Here is an 18,062-nt window from a genome sequence, read left to right on the forward strand (position 1 = left end):
TTTTTATACATTTTTACCGGACCGAATAAAGTCCATGGCTTTTTGCACATTCCCACACTTTAAGATAAGCGATTTTGCTTCCTCGTAATCCGTCAATCCCATTTCCACCATCAGCGTTTTAGTTGAACGATCTACCAGTTTATTATTAGTCAGCCGGGCATTTACCATTCGGTTGCCTTTTACCCTCCCCAGCCGGACCATTACAGTCGTACTGATCATATCGAACAACATTTTCTGTACTGTACCACATTTCATACGGGTACTGCCTGTTATAAATTCCGGTCCCGTAATGACTTCTACCGGATAATCCGAATACGTTGAAATAGGAGAATCGGGATTTCCCACGATAGACCCGCAAGGAATGGAATGTTCCCGGCACTTTTTCAACGTTTCCAGTACATAAGGAGTTGTTCCGCTGGCCGAAATTCCGACGACAATATCTGCCGACGAAATTTTTGCCTCCTGTAAAGTTTCCCATCCCTCTTCCACATCGTCTTCTTTTTCTTCCAAAGCTTCCACCAAGTGTTCCACCCCACCGGCCAGAACCACATTTACAATACCTTTCTCTATTCCATAGGTATTGGGCAATTCTATGGCATCCAGGACTGAAAGCCGGCCTCCGCTTCCACATCCCAGATAAAACATCCGGCCTCCGTTTTTCAGCTGTTTTTCGACAGCCGTAATCAAGGCAGCAATATCCGGCAATACTTTTTGTATAGCCAAAGCCACCAGCTGATCTTCCCGGTTGATATCCCGGATTAATTCCTCTACCGATTTTTTCTCCAAATCCTTGTATTTAGAGGGTTGTTCTGTCAATCTTTCCATGATTTATTTTTTTGTGTTAGTGTGTTAATATTATTTTGATTGAATTCACTCTTAAAAATTTACGTCATAAACTTGCTGTAATTTTTTTATGTATTTACCGAACATTCTCTCGGAAACGACCACCGGATCTCCCTGAGGAACTGCCGGATATTTTTCCTGTCCGTTTACCCATTCCCACTCCCAGCTTCTTACCCTGTCGTCGCTTGCAGTATGATCGTATTTCCGGCCTGTTTTTATGCAATCGTATACTTCATCGATAAACAATTGCCAACGTCCTTTGTAAAATCCCTTAAACAAACCCGACCACTGTTTACTGGCATAGTCGTGGAGGACAGCATCCTTTCCTCCCCACAATGTAATCTGATCCCGGGCATTTTTTTCATACAATTGTTTTTCCGAGGCTGTCTTTCCCCAACTCCTGGCATCTTCTAACCATTTCCCTAAAAGAAAAGCCTCATGAGTACCCATCAACTCGTCCATATCGTCTATTAATTCCATAAATTCCCGACTATTCCGCGTAAATGCAGGTAAATCTTTTGTCCGGTAGTCTTCTCCGAATTTTTGCTGGATAATCGTAGCATAGTTGGCCAGAACTTGTTTCCCAACCAAAATCAAATCATAGCGATAACACGGATTTTCACCCAACCGATCGGCAGCCTGAAGCAAATATTTCCATGCTTTTATCACTTCTACCGGATTATAAGGTATATCCGTATAAGCCCAATTGTTGTGCTTCTCAAAAGTCGGACGAGCCGTTATCGCACTTTCGTAATTTCCCTCGTTGGCATAAACCGTTTTGCGGAGAATATCCCAGGCTTTCTCAACAGCCTCATCCCGGCAGCCATAACGGCTTTCCAGATAAGTCTCAAACCATTCATCCAGCTCCACTGCCGTATTCCTCCAGATATGACTGAAAAGTAAACTATAGATAACCGGGTTTTGTTCTATCCCTTCCGGAACAGCTCCCAACCCTAATAGCTGCCCTTTAGCCGGATCAGCCAATACCCGGGACGGTTCTTCCGCCAATTTAAGGGCATTTCCAAACAACATATTACGGCCTCCGAAATTGTGCAACATACACCAAATCCAAGGTTTCCCATAGAAAGCTTCTGTCCGGTCCCAAATCGGAAATTCTTCTCCCCAAAGATCTAATACAATCAAATGTTCATCCGGAACAGCCCCTAAATAAGCTTTCATTTGTGCCGGTTTCCAAAAATCCCGTTTGTCGTGGAACAACCACCCCTGCATCACCCATACTGCTTCCGGATCTACTGCCGCCATGGATTGATAGACAGCTTTACTGATTCCATCCAGATAAGTAGAATCTTCCGAAGGAGGAAACATCTCATTAAACGTATCGGCCCCGTATAAATGATCTGTACCAAAAGTCCGGATCTGTTCTTCCATAAAACGATTTCCGATCGTCTGAAACAAAGGATCATCCGCTTCTAACAAATAAGTATCGTCGAAACGTCCTTCCCAGTTCACCTGCCGGAGACGGGCCTCCGGGAAATGCTCTTTAAAGGTAGGAGGTACATGCCCTGTAAAAGCCGGTAAAATAGGCGTCATACCTAACTCCCGCTCCCGGGCCAATATCTTCTTCTGCAATTCCTCATGACTTTCCATCCAGCTTTTCGGCAAAGGACCACACCAACCATCGATATTTCCGGCCCAAAACCACATAAAGTAACCGGGACCGGTAAAAAAGCGGTCCATATCCTCATCCGTAAAGCCCATACTCCGGTATACACGGTCCCACACCGCATTCTGCCCGGTCATAGCCAAAGGCATATTCACTCCGTGCAAAGCCATATAATCGATCTCTTTCTGCCAACGCTCCCAATCCCACCACGCAGCCGTATAACTAAACGTACAGTAGTTAAAATAATGCCGGTAAACATAAGGGGTTACTTTTCTCACCTTCTGTTTCACCTCCGGAAGCGGATCCGGCAACTGCATATGAGAAGCATTCCAACCATATTGGCAATGAGCATATTCGTTGAGGTAATGGTTCAATGCACTGGCTACAGAAATACCATTATTTCCCCTCAACACAATCTTTTTCCCTTTCTGTTCCAGCTCAAAAACGTCTTTTCCATTCTCCCGGGCCACATATTCTACCTTAAAATGGTCGGCTTTCTCACCGACGACCCGTTTAATTAAAGCATAGGCCGCTTCCTTATCCAGTGTTCCTTTTTTATCAGTACACCCGGCAAGCATACAGCCGATACATAGCCATACTATCCCTATTATATATCTCATACCTTATAAGTTTTTTAATTATTCAGTTTCCGTATTTTCTTCCTCCGCTTTCAAAGGCCAGAAAGCCCTCGGATCAAACTCATACCGCCAGAGATCTCCATTGGCATCCAAAGCCAGCAAATCCGTTCCGCACACGACCAACTTTTCGAAGATCCAGCCAGATCCCACTTGTCTCCTAGCACTCGTAACATAATCATCACTTAGAGGTATTTCCCATAAATTACCTCCGGCTTCCAAGGCCAGAATAGAATTCCCATAACACAGGATTTGTTTATAATCCCCCCACCCCTGACTTTCAATATCGGAGCAATTGGGGAAATCGAAGTCTCCATTCTGATTAATCGGGTACTTTGTCAATGCATCCCCATTGACGGCTAAAAATGCCAGATTTTTGAAAGGCACGATTTGAGAGGCTCCTCCCCAACCCCAGCCAATCTCACGCTGTCCCAGGAAGTTATACTGATCGTCGATTATATATTGCGCCAGATTCTGATCAGGATTCCGGATAATAAACCGATTGTCGGGCATATAAAACATCACGTCGATACCATTCCAGCCCTGGCCGATCTGACGAGGCTCCTGAAAAATACCGTCTTCATCGGACTGATACAATTGCAAATTATCGTTTTCATCTATCCGGATCAGATCTTTCTCCCGGCAAAGAAGCGGTTTTGTCACGGCCTGCCCGAAAGAATAAACCTTCACGGAAGGTACCTGTCCGGGCAAATAAGAACCGGTAAAAAGGAAATAAGTCGTCTTGTAATTCTCCAACACCGGAATTTCACTGTTTGTCTCTGCAAGGGTCACCGGCAGTAGATAAGAATCCGGCACGGAGACATACCCCATAGCACTTACATTGATATAAAGCGGTAAGCTCTGCTGATTCCCGGCCGGGATGTAAGTTTCCTGTTGCGGAAATTCCCAGCATTCCCGGGGAAGTAAACTATAATCCGTCCCTTGACGGGCATTAAATTCTTCCACTAATTTTTCATCAATCTGAAAGGTAATATGAATATCCGAATCCGCCGCTTGCGGTCCCCCCAGATAAGCAGCTACCAAATAAGACTGTACCCCTTCTTTTACATATACCGTCTGATTGGAAGGTCTGTAATAAGCCTGCGGCATATAAAGAGAAGTATACTGTCCCGGATCGGGAATATCTTCCAGATAAGCTTTCACTTCGTCCGAACAAGCTTCTGACAACACAAACAGTCCGGCCAATATCATATAGAATAATCGATTTTTTTTCATCACTTTAATATTACAATTATACAAGCTGTCATTGCGACTAAACAATCTATTCGGATTTGATAAACTTACCAACCCGGATTTTGTACCAAATTCGGATTCTTATCAATCTCATCCTGGAAAATCGGGAATAAATAATGAGTAGGAGCTTTAAATATACGGTTCTCTATAAGAGTACGCTTGTAATAAGCCTCATCTTGTAAAGAAGCCCCGGCAGAAATATTCATCCCCCAGATCGGACCGTTATCTGTTTTTTCGGCAATCTTCCAACGGTGGCAATCAAAATAGCGATGGGTTTCGAAAGCCAGTTCGATCCGTCTTTCATGCCGGATTCGCTCGCGCATCTCCGATTTCGACAAGTCCTTCGGTAATGCAGGCATACCGGCTCTATCCCGAATCTGATTTACGTAATAATAAACATCGCTAACAGGCCCTTCCGCTTCATTTAACGCCTCCGCATAGTCCAGATAGATTTCTCCCAAACGGAACAATATCCAGGTTTTCAAGGAGAAAATTCCCTGAGGAATATTACAGGTTTCGTCTACATATTTTTTCAGTAAATAACCGGTCGTACAATAATCCCGCCCTTCATTTCCACGGCCGTCAGCTCCGGTATTCCACAATTCTATCTGTTTGTCTTTAAACATAGCTCCATTGTAAGCTACAGTAGCATAAAAACGAGGATCCCGGTGAACATACATATTTCTGACACCTGCCGGCCAACGTCCCGCCGGACCGGCTTCTTCGGCATATCCCGTTTCTTTATAGCCGGAACGGGAATCAATGATAGGAGACCCATCGCTGGTATAACCGGTGATCGGAATAATTCCATTGTCCATTTCGTAGGCATCCACTTGCTGCTGAGTAACATTCCAGCCGGCCCATCCGCCCTGACTACGCGGGAAACCGCATTTTTCCGGTACAGGTTCTACCCCACAATTACGGCCCAATATCACTTCGTCATTATAACGATCCAAAAACAGACGGTAATAGTTTTGTACCGGATCATCATCCGCTGTCCGATAAAGCGTATAACCTGCAGCTTCACATTCTTCAATACATTTTTTTGCGGCAGCAGCAGCCTCAGCCCACCATTTCTCTTCTTTTACCTGCGGAAACAACTCGACCCCCGCATTATCTTTAAAATTCGCATAGTCCGGATTGCCGTTCCATAAATCACTGGCTCGGTAAAGAAGCAAACGGGCTTTTAAAGCATAAGCGACAGCCGCAGTCATACGCCCGGTCTGACGATTGTTAATCGCCCGCATAGGCAATAAAGGTATAGCCCGGTCGCACTCCCTCAACACAAAGTTGATACAACTATCTAAGGGCTGACGTCTGATTTGAGTAAAATCGTCCGAAACGTCGGCAGCATAATTCATGATAGGACTAGGGCCGTAAACACGCATGACATAAAAATGATAAAGAGCCCTCAATAAAATTGCCTCTCCTATCCAACGGTCTTTGTCTTTCGCCGTAAATTCCTCTGAAAGCGGAGTGATGTGAATATTGTCCAGGAAAATGTTGGATTTACGTACTCCTTCATACATATTAATCCATACCCTTCCGGTGGCATTATAAGCATTCCAGGCTCCCCGGTTCATCAATTTACCGAATTTCTCCGGCCAGGGCACATTAAACTCATCAGAAGCCAACACAAAAGGATTTATATCCGCCATATCCGTAAAATGAATTTCCATCGGTAAATCCGCATAGGCATCTGTTAAAAAACTTTCGGCATAATTCCGTTGCAGGAAAGCTTCTTGTATGGTAATATCTTCCTCAGGCGCTTTGTCCAGAAAATCCGAACAAGAAAAAGCCAGTAAGGTCAGGAGGACTCCAGCTGCTATTTTAAATATATATTTCATTTTTAATCTTTTTTACAGAATTCAACTAAAATCTTTCAAAGGAATGTTTTAATTAAAATCGATCTGGAAACCGATATTAAAGCTTCGTTGCAACGGATATTGTCCCCATCCGTCGTTTGATTCCGGATCCATAATTTTTACATGATCCCAGGTATGAAGATTCATTCCGTTGAGGAATACCCGGAACTGACTGATTCCGTATTTTTTATTGATATTTTTCAGTGTATATCCAATCTCTGCATTCCGGAACCGCAAATAATTTCCATTCTTTTTCCACACCGTAGAAGTAACAAAATTATTGGGGTTATTTCCTACATCGATAGCCGGATAACGAGCGTTGGGATTTTCAGGCGTCCAACGATTATCGTAGTATTCTTTCAAAATGTTGTTTGAACCCAATCCGTCGTAAAAAGCCCACATTCCAAAACCTCCAATATCTACAGTCGCATGAGCTGCTCCGGTAAAATATACACTTAAATCAAATCCCTTGTATCCGACAGTACCTCCGAATCCGAAAGAGATTTCCGGTAAACGGGGATAGCCAATGGCCACCTGATCATAAGAATCAATCACCCCGTCTCCATTAATATCTTTGTATTTTACATCTCCCGGACGTACACTACCTAAAGCTTGATAAGGACTACTCTGTATATCGGCTTCATCCCGGAAAAATCCTTCTGCCACAAACCCGAAAGGTTGATTTAAACGTTTTCCCTTTCCGGATAAATAGGGATATTTTTTTGCCGGTTCGTCATTTTCAATCACCTTATTGCGGGCAAATGTAAAATTCCCCCTGAAAGAATAGAAGAAACCGGAATTCGTTGTATTTCGGACTTCCAATAAAGCATCCACTCCCTTATTCTTTATTTTACCGATATTTCCATAGGGTATGGACCACGGATAAATACCCGTTACCTGCGGAATCGTAGCCCGTTGTAATAAAATACCTTTCCGGGATTCATGGAAAAAGTCTACTTGCAAAGAAATTTTATCGTTGAACAACCCCAGATCGAAACCAACATCCGTTTTGGTAGATTCTTCCCAAGTCACATTCGGATTGCCGATTGCATTTTCTTCCATTCCTTTATACTGCGTCTGTTCGTCTCCGAAATAATAATACTGACCATCCGTATTGACAGTACTCAAAAACAAGAAACGCTGTCCAATTTGATCGCTGAATTCAACTTGCAAATGCAACAGAATTCTGATTAATAATTTGTTTAAATATTTCGTTTGGCGTGAGGTATCCAAGTCTTTTACGAGGTCGATTATTGAGTTTATTTTCAATCCACTTAATCTGTTTGTTGGTTACTTCACTAAAGTCCTTACCCTTTGGGATATACTGCCTGATAAGCCCGTTGGTGTTTTCATTGGCACCACGTTCCCATGAGTGGTATGGTTTGCAAAAATAGAATTTTATTTCCAATTTTTGCGCAATTTCCTCGTGCTTTGCAAACTCCTTTCCATTGTCAGCCGTAATTGTGTGTATTAAGTTTTTCACTTTCCGCAGTGCCCATACTGCAATCTTAGCTACCGGGATGGCTTCTTTTCCCGACAACTTGCGTATCCAGACCCTGCTTGTTGCTCTGTCGTTAATGGTAAGAATGGCACCTTTGTGGTTCTTACCAATAATTGTATCTATCTCTAAATCACCAAATCTCTCCTTCAGTTCCACTATCTCGGGACGCTCATCAATATCCACCCTGCCTGGGATAAATCCTCGCCCTGCATTTTTAGAACCACGTTTGGCATACCTGCGACCTTGTCTGCGAAGATATTTGTGCAGTTTGCCACCCCGCCGCTTATCCTCCCAAATCCAGCGATATATCGTTTCGTGAGATACCATCGCAATTCCCTCCAAGCGGCTCCTGCCGACAATCTGCTCCGGGCTGAATCCTTTCTTCAACAGCTTTATTATCCGTTTTCTCATTGCCGGTGTAAGCACTTCCTTGCGATGTTTTTGCTGCTTGCGCCTGTCTGCTTTTCGCTGGGCAAGCTCCATGCTATAGCTACCACTTCGGGCGTCGCAATTGCGCTTTATCTCCCTGTAAACAGTGCTTTTATCTACTCCGATAGCTTCCGCTATTGCTTTTTTGCTCATCGGTATTTGCAACATCATAGAAATTGCATACCTTTGTTCCTCGGTTATATGTTTGCTCATCTGCAACTTTTTTTTCTTTGGACGGACAATTAAAGCAAAGATAGCAAACTTTATCCATTCAGAGTGAGAGAAAGGGGGACATTGTCTCTCTTTCCTCTCTGAAAAATAAATGTTTTTATTGCTTATTATCCGCACCCAAAAAGTTGCATTTATAAGTTGAACTCAAGATCATTACCCACCTTACCATAAGATACTCTCAACTTCAAACGATTAATCGCATCAATTCCCCAGAAATTTTCATTCGACACTATCCACCCCAAAGACCCGGAAGGGAAGAAACCAAATCGTTTTCCTTTCGGGAAGTTTTCTGAACCGTTATAACCAAAATTCCCTTCCAAAAGATATTTATCAGCAATACTATAAGTAATACGTCCGGCAAATCCACGACGACGATACGGGATATTTCCTCTGGAATCCGCATTCAGATCCACATATTCCCGTTGGTTGAATAGTAACATACCGGTAATATTGTGCATCCCAAAAGTCCGGTTGTAATTTACCTGAGCTTCCAGATAAATAGCCCGGTTAGCACTATTTTCCCGTTCATACCCTAAAGGTTTTTCTTCCCGAAATACAGGACTGTATAAATCTTCTCCGGTTTCCGGATCTTTTCCCAAATAACGTTTTACTTCAAATTCCTTAATCCGTACGTTATTGGTCTGGGTATACCGATCGTAAGAGAATAATCCTCTCAAAGACAATCCTTTTAATAAGAAATCCAACTCCCAGTTTGCACCGAAACTCGCCTGCAGAGTCGTCCGGTCCTGAGTAGAATACCCCGATTGGGTTACCCGTCCCCAAGGATTAAATCCGACATAAGCCTGAGCTCCTCCCGGTGTCCCGTCCGGATTACGAGCGGGATAAGCTATCGGAGAAATCATCTGCATGGCTTGAAAAATATCAGGAGAACTAAAGCCTGGATAATTTCCGTTCTGAATAATTCCTCCCAATCCCAACTGTAAAGTGAAGTTTTTAGCCAAAGCCACATCGATATTACTTCGGAAATTATAACGCTTTACATTGGCATTCGTGTTGTATTTATTGGATGGATCTTCCCGATACAATCCGTCCTGTAAGGTAAAACCGACATTCATATAATACTTGAAAATATCTGTTCCTCCGGTCACACTCAAGTTATTAATGGTTTGCCAGGAAGTTTTATGCAACACCTCATCTGCCCAATCTACACTCGGATAAAGGTAAGGATCGGAACCGTCAGCATATTTTTGTAATTCCTCTGGCGTCCATCTTTCCTGTTGACCGGAAAAACGCAAGGCCTCGTTCATCAAAGAAGCATATTCAAATCCATTGACATATTTCGGTAAACGTAAAGCCTGTAATACAGCAGCTTCCGCCCGGAAAGTAATATGAGGTTTACCCGTTACCCCCCGCTTGGTGGTAATCAGAATCACTCCGTTCGCCCCCCTGGCTCCATATACAGCCGTAGCAGAAGCATCCTTCAGTATAGTAAAACTTTCCACTTCCTGAGCATTGATCTGATTTAAGTCCCGTTCCACTCCATCAATCAATACCAAAGGATTATTGTTTCCGAAAGAAGCAATTCCCCGGATATATACCTGCGCTTGATCATAACCCGGTTCCCCGCTGGTCTGACGACTGATAATACCCGGCATTTGTCCGGCCAAAGCATTCGACAACGAAGGAGTAGATACTTTTAACACTTCCTCAGAAGCAATGGTAGAAAGTGCACCGGTAACCGATACTTTTTTCTGTTTTCCATAACCGACCACCACGACTTCTTCCATCGCCTGAGCATCGACCTCCATCTTCACTTCCATCTCCGGCTTTACCACCACCTCCATATCTTTATACCCGACAGAAGTAAATAAAAGCTTTTTAGTTCCTTCTGGCACCAACAGAACAAAATTACCGTCGAGATCCGTTGTCGTACCGGTTCCTGTGCCAGGAATACGAATGTTTACCCCAATCATGGGTTCCCCTTTTTCATCTGCGACATACCCTTTCACCGTGATCTTTTTCGTCTGCTGTAAGCCCTCGGAATCGTTTTCATAAAAACCGGGAATAAACAAATTTTCCTTTTCGAAGGAGCCCGGGTTACCAGTAAAAGCGAAACTCGTTTTTGCCGGTAAACTCCCATACACGGCTCCAGATTCCCAAGTTGGTAATAACGAAAGGAATGCTACAGCTACCGCAGAAGCAGTAAACTGTCGTCTTCCCCAGTACATTTGAACAATTTTAGATTTTTTCATAGAATGTATCCTATTTATTAGTTAGATGTATAATATTCTACTGCGGAATTATTTCTTCTCTAAAGAATTACATATTTCCTTATTGATTTCCCTAAGTTTATTTTCATCCAATTTTACTTTTTCCCGGTCATAAGTCATAAAGCCATTTACTTCCCTCTCGACATCTGTTGTTTGAGTATATACAGCTGCTGAAAATCCTCTGCAAATCAGATTTTTAAGTATTGTGGCATATTTTTCATATTCTGCCATCGCCTCCTCGTTACTTGTAAGTTCAATATACCCCCAGTTGAGGGAAGGCTCCCACAAATGCTCTTTGCAAACCAGACCGATTCCGCCAAATTCGCCTAAAACAGTTGCCCGCTGCGCATCATACAAATAAAGCTCTGGAGTAGGATAATTGTGGAGATCCAATATATCTCCGCAGGTGTAATGATTTCCTCCACTGGCCGGATTCACCAGCCGGCCCGGATCGTAATCTTTTGTCCAGCGAACGATTTCCTCCGTTTTAAATTGCCCCCAAGCCTCGTTGAAAGGCACCCACACTCCAATACAAGGATAAGAATAAAGATGATCGATGATCGATTGCCATTCCTTGCGGTAGACGGATTCTGAAAAACTGCTCCGGACGTATTCTGTGCCTTTGAAATAATTCCGGTTTTGCCATTCCGGACCGCGGTCCCCGTTTGGCATATCCTGCCAAACGATCATGCCCAGACGGTCGCAATGGTAATACCAACGCGCCGGCTCTACTTTAACATGCTTGCGGATCATATTAAATCCCCATTCCTTCGTCTTTGCAATATCGTAAAGCAAAGCCGAATCGCTCGGAGCCGTATACAATCCATCCGGCCACCATCCCTGATCCAAAGGACCATACTGAAATAAATCCTGATTATTCAACTGCAACCGCACAATACCGCTTTCATCCCGCTTCACCGAATATTTGCGCATAGCGGCATAACTTTTTACCCGATCCACACAACGGTTTCCCTCCCACAAAGAAATAGACAAATCATACAAAAAAGGATTCTCTGGACTCCACAACAGCATATCAGCAGGCATAGGCACTTCTATACGCTGACCGCATAAGGAACGGGAAGAAGAAACAGTTTTCCCTCCAGCGCTCACCTCGACCTGCACAACCCCTTTGCTTTCCGTAGAAACCTCTACCGACAATATCCGCCGGTCGATATCGGGAGTTACCCGTAAATAGGAAATAGAATGTTCCGGCACCGGCTCCAGCCAAACCGTTTGCCAGATCCCACTGACAGAAGTGTACCAAATCCCTTCCGGACGCCTCACTTGTTTTCCCCGGGGTTGAATTCCCTGATCCGTAGGATCGCTTACCCGCACTGTCAGCCGATTATCCCCCTTTACCAATGCCGATGTAATATCGAAAGTAAAAGGAGTATACCCCCCACTATGATTTCCCACTTTCACGCCATTTACCCAAACATCCGTTTTCCAGTCCACCGCTTCAAAATGTAAAAGGATTCGTTTCTTTTTCCAAGCAGGATCTATTTGAAACTCCCGCTTATACCACAATTCTTCATTCGCCTCTAAAACCCGCCCTACTCCGGAAAGAGCAGATTCCAACGCAAAAGGCACCAATATTTGCCCTTCATAAGTCTCTGGTTCAGGGCTCCCCATCGGAACCACTGCATATTCCCACAGGCCGTTCAGATTTTTCCAAACTTCCCGTTCCATAATCGGACGGGGATATTCCTGCCATACCCGATCCGGCCTCAATTCTTTCCCCCAACGCGTCATCAGCCGATCACCGGCAGGCTGCCATTGAGCAAAAGAAGAAAATCCGGTCCAAACAATTATTAAAAAAAGTATTATTCCACGCATAAGTCACAACTTTTATTTTCGAGAATTAAATTTCTCTAACAAAAGTATATGACAACCTCCTTCCTTTTAAAAACAATTATCCCAGATAATAGAACATTCGTCTCAATCCTTTATTTTCCGGCAAAATCCTTAGGTAGTACTCCAAATTGTTTTAAAAAACACTTGGTAAAATAAGAAGGGGTATTAAAACCGACGAGATAACAAATCTCACTCACCGGATATTTTCCTTCCTGTAATAATTCAGCCGCTTTTTTCAATCGTTCCAAGCGCAAATAATCATTCGGGGTTAAATCCGATAATCCGCGAATCTTTCTATAGAAACTGGATCGGCTCATATAAAGAGCATCGGCTACATCGTCCATGCCAAAATCCGGGTTGTGTAAATTAGCCCGTATAATTTCATGCAATTTTTTCAAAAATTCCTCATCTGCTTTCGACAGGGCCATCGTATTGGAAGCTACTAGAGGGGAACGGGCATAAGTTTCCCTCAATTTCTCACGGTTTTGCAACAAGTTAGCCAGAGTTGCATATAAAAATTCAACTGAAAAAGGTTTTTCAATATACGCATCCGCTCCCATCTCCAAGCCTTCGATTTTGGATTGCATATTGGTTTTAGCCGTCAGTAAAACGACCGGGATATGACTATAATTGACATCCGATTTCAAGCGATGACAAAGTTCAAACCCATCCATACAAGGCATAACGACGTCGCTAACGACTATATTCACATAGGTGGAATCCAAAATCTCCAATGCTTTTTTTCCGTCTATTGCTTTTATTACATTATAATATACGGACAATTGACGTTCCAGAAAAACCAACATATCCGGATCGTCTTCCACAATTAAAGCAATGGGTTTATTTTTATTTATCGCCTTGTTCTCCCGGATATCCAATTCCCTGTTATGCTGTTCCTGAACTTCCGGTTTTAAACGGATTACTCCTTTTTGAGTAATGGGCAAGAGCAATACAAAACAATTCCGGTCTGTTTCCTCTGTCATCTTCAAAGATCCCTGATGCAGTTCTGCCAGAGAACGTGCCAAGGCCAGGCCGATTCCGGAACCTCCCGTCACCTCTTTAATTTCCTGATCCTGATATTGAACAAAAGGTTTAAAAATTTCTGTTCTGACCTCGGGGGGGACAATAACTCCGTCGTTGGCCACTTCTATCGCGAATCCGTCAGCTTGCCCGGTATCCAGCTTTACCGTAATGCGAGTATCCCCATATTTTACAGCATTACTAAATAAATTACTGAGGATTTTGGTAAAGGCTTCCTGGTCCACATGGGCCATAAATTCTCCTTCTGGAATATCCATAGAAAATTCTATTTCCTTTTGTTTCGCCAAAGGCAAAAAACGCAGTCCTGTTTCCCGGATCAAAGCTGAAATGTTACGTTCTACAAAATTTAACCGGAATCCTTTCACCTCTGTTTTCCGGAAATCCAGCAACTGGTTGGTCAAATTCAACAACCGTTCGGTATTTCGGTTCATAATATTCAAATCCTCTTCTACCTCCGGTTGTATTTCTTTTTTCATCAGTATATTTTCCAACGGTCCTTTTATCAACGTCAAAGGTGTTCGGATTTCATGGGCCACATTTGTAAAAAAATCGATTTTCGCCCGATAGATTTCCCTTTCTTTTTCCCTTTCAAATTTCTCCGCCTGTAATCGGTAATGACGAGCATTCCGTCGTCTGAAATAAAACAGGGTATAAAGAATAGAAGCGATACCCAGTAATACATATAAACTATAAGCCCATCCGGATAAATAAAAAGGAGGTAAAACAGATACATATAATATTCTTTCCTGCTCATTCCATACCCCATCGCTATTGGAAGCTTTCACTCTAAAAATATAATCTCCGTGTTTTAGGTTAGAATAAGTAATCAAAGGACCGCGGTCCGAAGGTTGCCAATCTGAATCGAATCCGTCCAGCCGATACATCAATTGATTCATCTCCGGAGCCTGGTAACTGAGAGCTGCGATCCGAAAAGAGAATGAATTTTGATTCGACTTGAGTACCAAAGTGTCTGAAATAATAATGCTTTTTTTCAAAGGAGAATTCTCCTCTCCTACTTCCACCCGATTATTGAACAGCCAGAAATCTGTAACGGCAACCGGAGGAATGTATTTATTCTCTTGAAAATTCTGGGGATCAAACACGATAAACCCCTCTATACTTCCCAAGTAAATCTTTCCATCCGGTGTTTTTAAGCTCGAACGATAGTTGAATTGGTTACAAAGCAATCCATTAGCAATCGTAAACGATTTAAACTCCCCTTTCTCCCGGTCAAAGCGCAATAATCCTTTATTCGTCGTCAACCAAAAGTATCCTTCTTTATCCTCCACAATTTGATAGACGACATCATTAGGCAATCCTTCCCGCATAGTATAACGCACAAAGTTTTCCGTCTCCGGACAATACCGGCAAAATCCGCCTCCCTGGGTGGTCAGCCATACCTGACGATGAGTATCTTCGTATATGCTCAATACTTTATTGTATGGAAGACTGCTTGTATCCCTGTCATCCTGTAAAAAATTTACCCATTTCTTATTTTTCACATCAAACTTCCAGGCTCCGTTTGCATACGTTGCCAGCCACATATTTCCCTGAGCATCCTCTTTGATATCGTGAATAAATTTTCCTTCCAATTCCGGTATACGAATAAAACAATCCTTTTCCCGATCGTATTGCAGTAATCCGAAAAGAGTCCCCAACCAAATATCTCCGGCAGAAGTTTTAAAAATGGAAAAAACACTGTTATCATTTAAACTGTTCGGAGCAACACCGCGGGAATAACTTCTTATTTTACCCGTTTTAGTGTTCAATACTTTTAAACCTTTGGAAAAAGTTCCGATCCAAAGAAATTCTCCGTCCATACACAAAGCATGTACATTCCGGAACTCCCGGCTCGGCTCAAAAAAATAGAATTTTTTCGTCACAGGATCAAAACGGTTTAATCCGCCGTCTTCTGTTCCGATCCATACAGAGCCGTCTGGAGCCGGACAAAATTCCCTCACCCGCCTTCCATGCAAACTATTGGAATGATGAAGAGGATAATATTTTTCAAAATAAGTATAAGGAACCGGATAATAATCTACTCCTCCGAAATAAGTGCCAATCCATATTCCCCCTTCCTTATCTTTGCAAAAAGAGTAAACAGCATTATCCGAAAGGGCATACGGATCTTCTCCGGAAGTTATCAAGTGAGTGTAATGATCCGTACGTATATTATAAATAAATACTCCGGATTCCGAACCGACCCAGATTTCAGCGTCCGAATAAAGACAAATATCCCTCACCCATAAATTCTGACGATTTTCATCACTCACCAGTAAATCCCGGACTTTACCCGAAGTCAGGTTAACCTCTCTCAACCCTCCTTTTGCAGAAGCGACATACAAACAATTATAAGGCCCGGGCAGTATACGCGAAACAATGTCTTCCGCAAAAACCTTCTCTCCCCTTGGGGTTTGAAAAGGGACAAGCGTTTCCAATCCATCTTCTGAATACCACAGGCCTTCCCCAAAAAAGCCGATCCACATCCGGCCTTTTCCGTCAAATGCAAAACATTGTACATTTGCCTGATGGTTTTTTTTCCGGTTTAACGGATAGTTTCTCAACTCTTTCTTTCCCGGATCATACCGGAAAATTCCCTGTCTCTCCACTGCCATCCAAATCTGTCCCACGGAATCATTTCCGATCATAGTAACCGTTTCTTCTATCTGAACTCCTTCCCCCGTAGAAACAGCAAAACGATCAAATTCCTCTTTTTCCGGACGGTAAATATATAAACCAGCATCCGTACCTACCCACAAATTACCGTCTTTACCTTCATACAAGGTCGTAATAATATTATTTCCTATACTCCGGGGGTTACCAAACTCCCGCCGGAATACTTTTAAAGAAAGGCCATCAAAACGATTCAGGCCATCTTTTGTGCCGAACCACATAAATCCTTGCCGGTCCTGTAAGACCGTATTTACCGTATTCTGGGAAAGTCCTTCTTTAATACTTAAATTCCGCAGATAATATCTTTTATCTCCCGGCATACCCCAAGCTTCCGATACGCTCCCGATGCACATAAAATAACACCCTGCTATTATTTTTGCACAAACACAAAGAGAGCTCTTTAATCCCTTATTCATACAATTGTAAATATTTCCCAATAACTGTTATTCTTCAACAAATATAGTACATACAATATTCGTTTGCAAACATTCAAGTTTGGAAATATCTATTTAACAGAGTTAAATACACCCGAAGGAAACAGAGAGAAGTTTAGGAAACTTTCGTATTTTCTCCCGGTACAAACATTTCAGCTGGATATTGAAAAATTTTTAAATTAAAATGAGGGACAACAGCCAGAATATGATCGAAGATGTCGGATTGTACCTTTTCATAAGCGATCCATTCCTGTTTCAAGGAAAAACAATAAATTTGAATAGGGATTCCTACAGCCGTCGGTTGCAATTGCCGGACCATATGCGTCATATCGTTATTGATATCGGGATTCGCTTCTAACCAGAATTCCATATATTCCCGGAAAATCCCCAAGTTTGTCAGTTTCCGTTCATCCAGAATTGTCCCTTTGTTTTTATTCATATTTTCCAAGGTAGAAAGCATTTTTTCAATGTATTCTTTCAGATAAACGGACGATCTGAAACCTTCTATTTCTTCTGGAGACAAAAAATGTACCGTGCTGATATCTATGCTTACATAACGCTCAATCCGCCGGCCGTTGGATTCCTGCATTCCTCTCCAGTTAATAAAAGACTGAGAGACCAATTGATAAGTAGGAATAGTAGAAATCGTCATATCCCAGTTTTGTACTTTCACGGTATATAAATTAATTTCCAGCACCACTCCGTTGGCATTATTACTCGGCATTACAATCCAATCCCCGATCCGGATCATTTTATTGGCCAATAATTGTACGCCTGCTACAAAACCCAGAATCGAATCCTTAAATATCAACAGCAAAACAGCAGCGAAAGCACCCAATCCCACAATCAGATGTTCCGGAGATTTATTTACCATAATACTGATGACAATAATGACTACAACCGTATAAATAAATGTCTTTAATACCTGAATAAAAACCCGGATAGGACGATTTTTGGCTATCGGATAACTTTCATAAATATTATTAATTGTACTCAACAAGTTACTGAATATAATCATACTGACGACAACCATCCAGATATCGACCAGCCGTTGCAGTATATAGACTTTAGCCCAAGGTATATTCTCTAATATAATATAAGCAGCCAAGGGAGGAATTAAATAGGAAAGTTTGTTGAAAAAACGTTGCTTATATATAATGTCATGCCACGAACGCTTGGTTTTCCCCATGATTTTCCAAATCAGTAAAGACAACCATTTGTTGATTACAAAATAAAGCAAGGCGGCTATCAGCGCTACAATAACAGAGTGAAATATGATATCAAGAATGACTTCCGTATGAGGATTATGCACAGAAATGCCTAAAAAATCCAACCATCCTTTTTTATCCATAAATTTTATCTTTTAATTAAAATTTATACGGAGAAAGACAAGATTTGTTAGCTGTAACCCGCCCTTATTGGCACAAGCTTTAAAAGCTTTCAAAGA

General features: G+C 42.4%; 10 protein-coding genes. All 10 read right to left on the minus strand.

Going from position 1 to position 18,062, the window contains the following annotated elements; all coding sequences use genetic code 11:
- Positions 1-3 precede the first annotated feature (3 nt).
- The 10 genes from HMPREF9449_RS05735 to HMPREF9449_RS05780 all read right to left on the minus strand — a co-directional run bounded on the left by HMPREF9449_RS05735 (position 4) and on the right by HMPREF9449_RS05780 (position 17,966).
- Positions 4-825 (minus strand): N-acetylmuramic acid 6-phosphate etherase, encoded by an 822-nt coding sequence (locus tag HMPREF9449_RS05735; protein WP_009136296.1) that lies wholly within the window; start codon positions 823-825, stop codon positions 4-6.
- A gap of 51 nt (positions 826-876) precedes the next feature.
- Positions 877-3,087 (minus strand): alpha-N-acetylglucosaminidase, encoded by a 2,211-nt coding sequence (locus HMPREF9449_RS05740; RefSeq protein WP_009136297.1) that lies wholly within the window; start codon positions 3,085-3,087, stop codon positions 877-879.
- A gap of 18 nt (positions 3,088-3,105) precedes the next feature.
- Positions 3,106-4,338 carry a DUF1735 domain-containing protein gene (locus tag HMPREF9449_RS05745; RefSeq protein WP_040611233.1) on the minus strand — a complete coding sequence of 411 codons (1,233 nt, stop codon included), beginning with the start codon at positions 4,336-4,338 and terminating at the stop codon, positions 3,106-3,108.
- Between the two features lie 65 nt (positions 4,339-4,403).
- Complete coding sequence (locus HMPREF9449_RS05750) at positions 4,404-6,203, minus strand: RagB/SusD family nutrient uptake outer membrane protein (RefSeq protein ID WP_009136299.1); 1,800 nt, start codon at positions 6,201-6,203, stop codon at positions 4,404-4,406.
- Between the two features lie 48 nt (positions 6,204-6,251).
- The gene (locus HMPREF9449_RS05755) at positions 6,252-7,400 is read right to left on the minus strand and encodes a SusC/RagA family TonB-linked outer membrane protein (protein ID WP_009136300.1); all 1,149 of its coding nucleotides are present in this window, start codon (positions 7,398-7,400) and stop codon (positions 6,252-6,254) included.
- Positions 7,384-8,364, minus strand: coding sequence for an IS30-like element IS4351 family transposase (locus tag HMPREF9449_RS05760; RefSeq protein ID WP_009136301.1), 981 nt, complete (start codon positions 8,362-8,364; stop codon positions 7,384-7,386). Before HMPREF9449_RS05760 ends, HMPREF9449_RS05755 begins: the two co-directional genes overlap by 17 nt.
- Positions 8,365-8,513: 149 nt before the next feature.
- Positions 8,514-10,595, minus strand: a complete 2,082-nt coding sequence (locus HMPREF9449_RS05765; protein WP_009136302.1) for a SusC/RagA family TonB-linked outer membrane protein — start codon at positions 10,593-10,595, stop codon at positions 8,514-8,516.
- A gap of 48 nt (positions 10,596-10,643) precedes the next feature.
- A complete protein-coding gene (locus tag HMPREF9449_RS05770) occupies positions 10,644-12,449 on the minus strand; it encodes a glycoside hydrolase family 2 protein (RefSeq protein WP_009136303.1) in 1,806 nt (601 codons plus the stop codon).
- Positions 12,450-12,559: 110 nt separating this feature from the next.
- Entirely contained in the window at positions 12,560-16,534 is a 3,975-nt protein-coding gene (locus tag HMPREF9449_RS05775) for a hybrid sensor histidine kinase/response regulator (protein ID WP_147640131.1), read from the minus strand.
- A 196-nt stretch (positions 16,535-16,730) separates the two neighbouring features.
- Positions 16,731-17,966: a mechanosensitive ion channel family protein gene (locus HMPREF9449_RS05780; RefSeq protein WP_009136305.1), complete on the minus strand. Its 1,236-nt coding sequence runs from the start codon at positions 17,964-17,966 to the stop codon at positions 16,731-16,733.
- Between the last annotated feature and the right edge of the window lie 96 nt (positions 17,967-18,062).

Origin of the sequence: Odoribacter laneus YIT 12061 (assembly GCF_000243215.1) — a bacterium.
Taxonomy (GTDB): Bacteria; Bacteroidota; Bacteroidia; order Bacteroidales; family Marinifilaceae; genus Culturomica; species Culturomica lanea.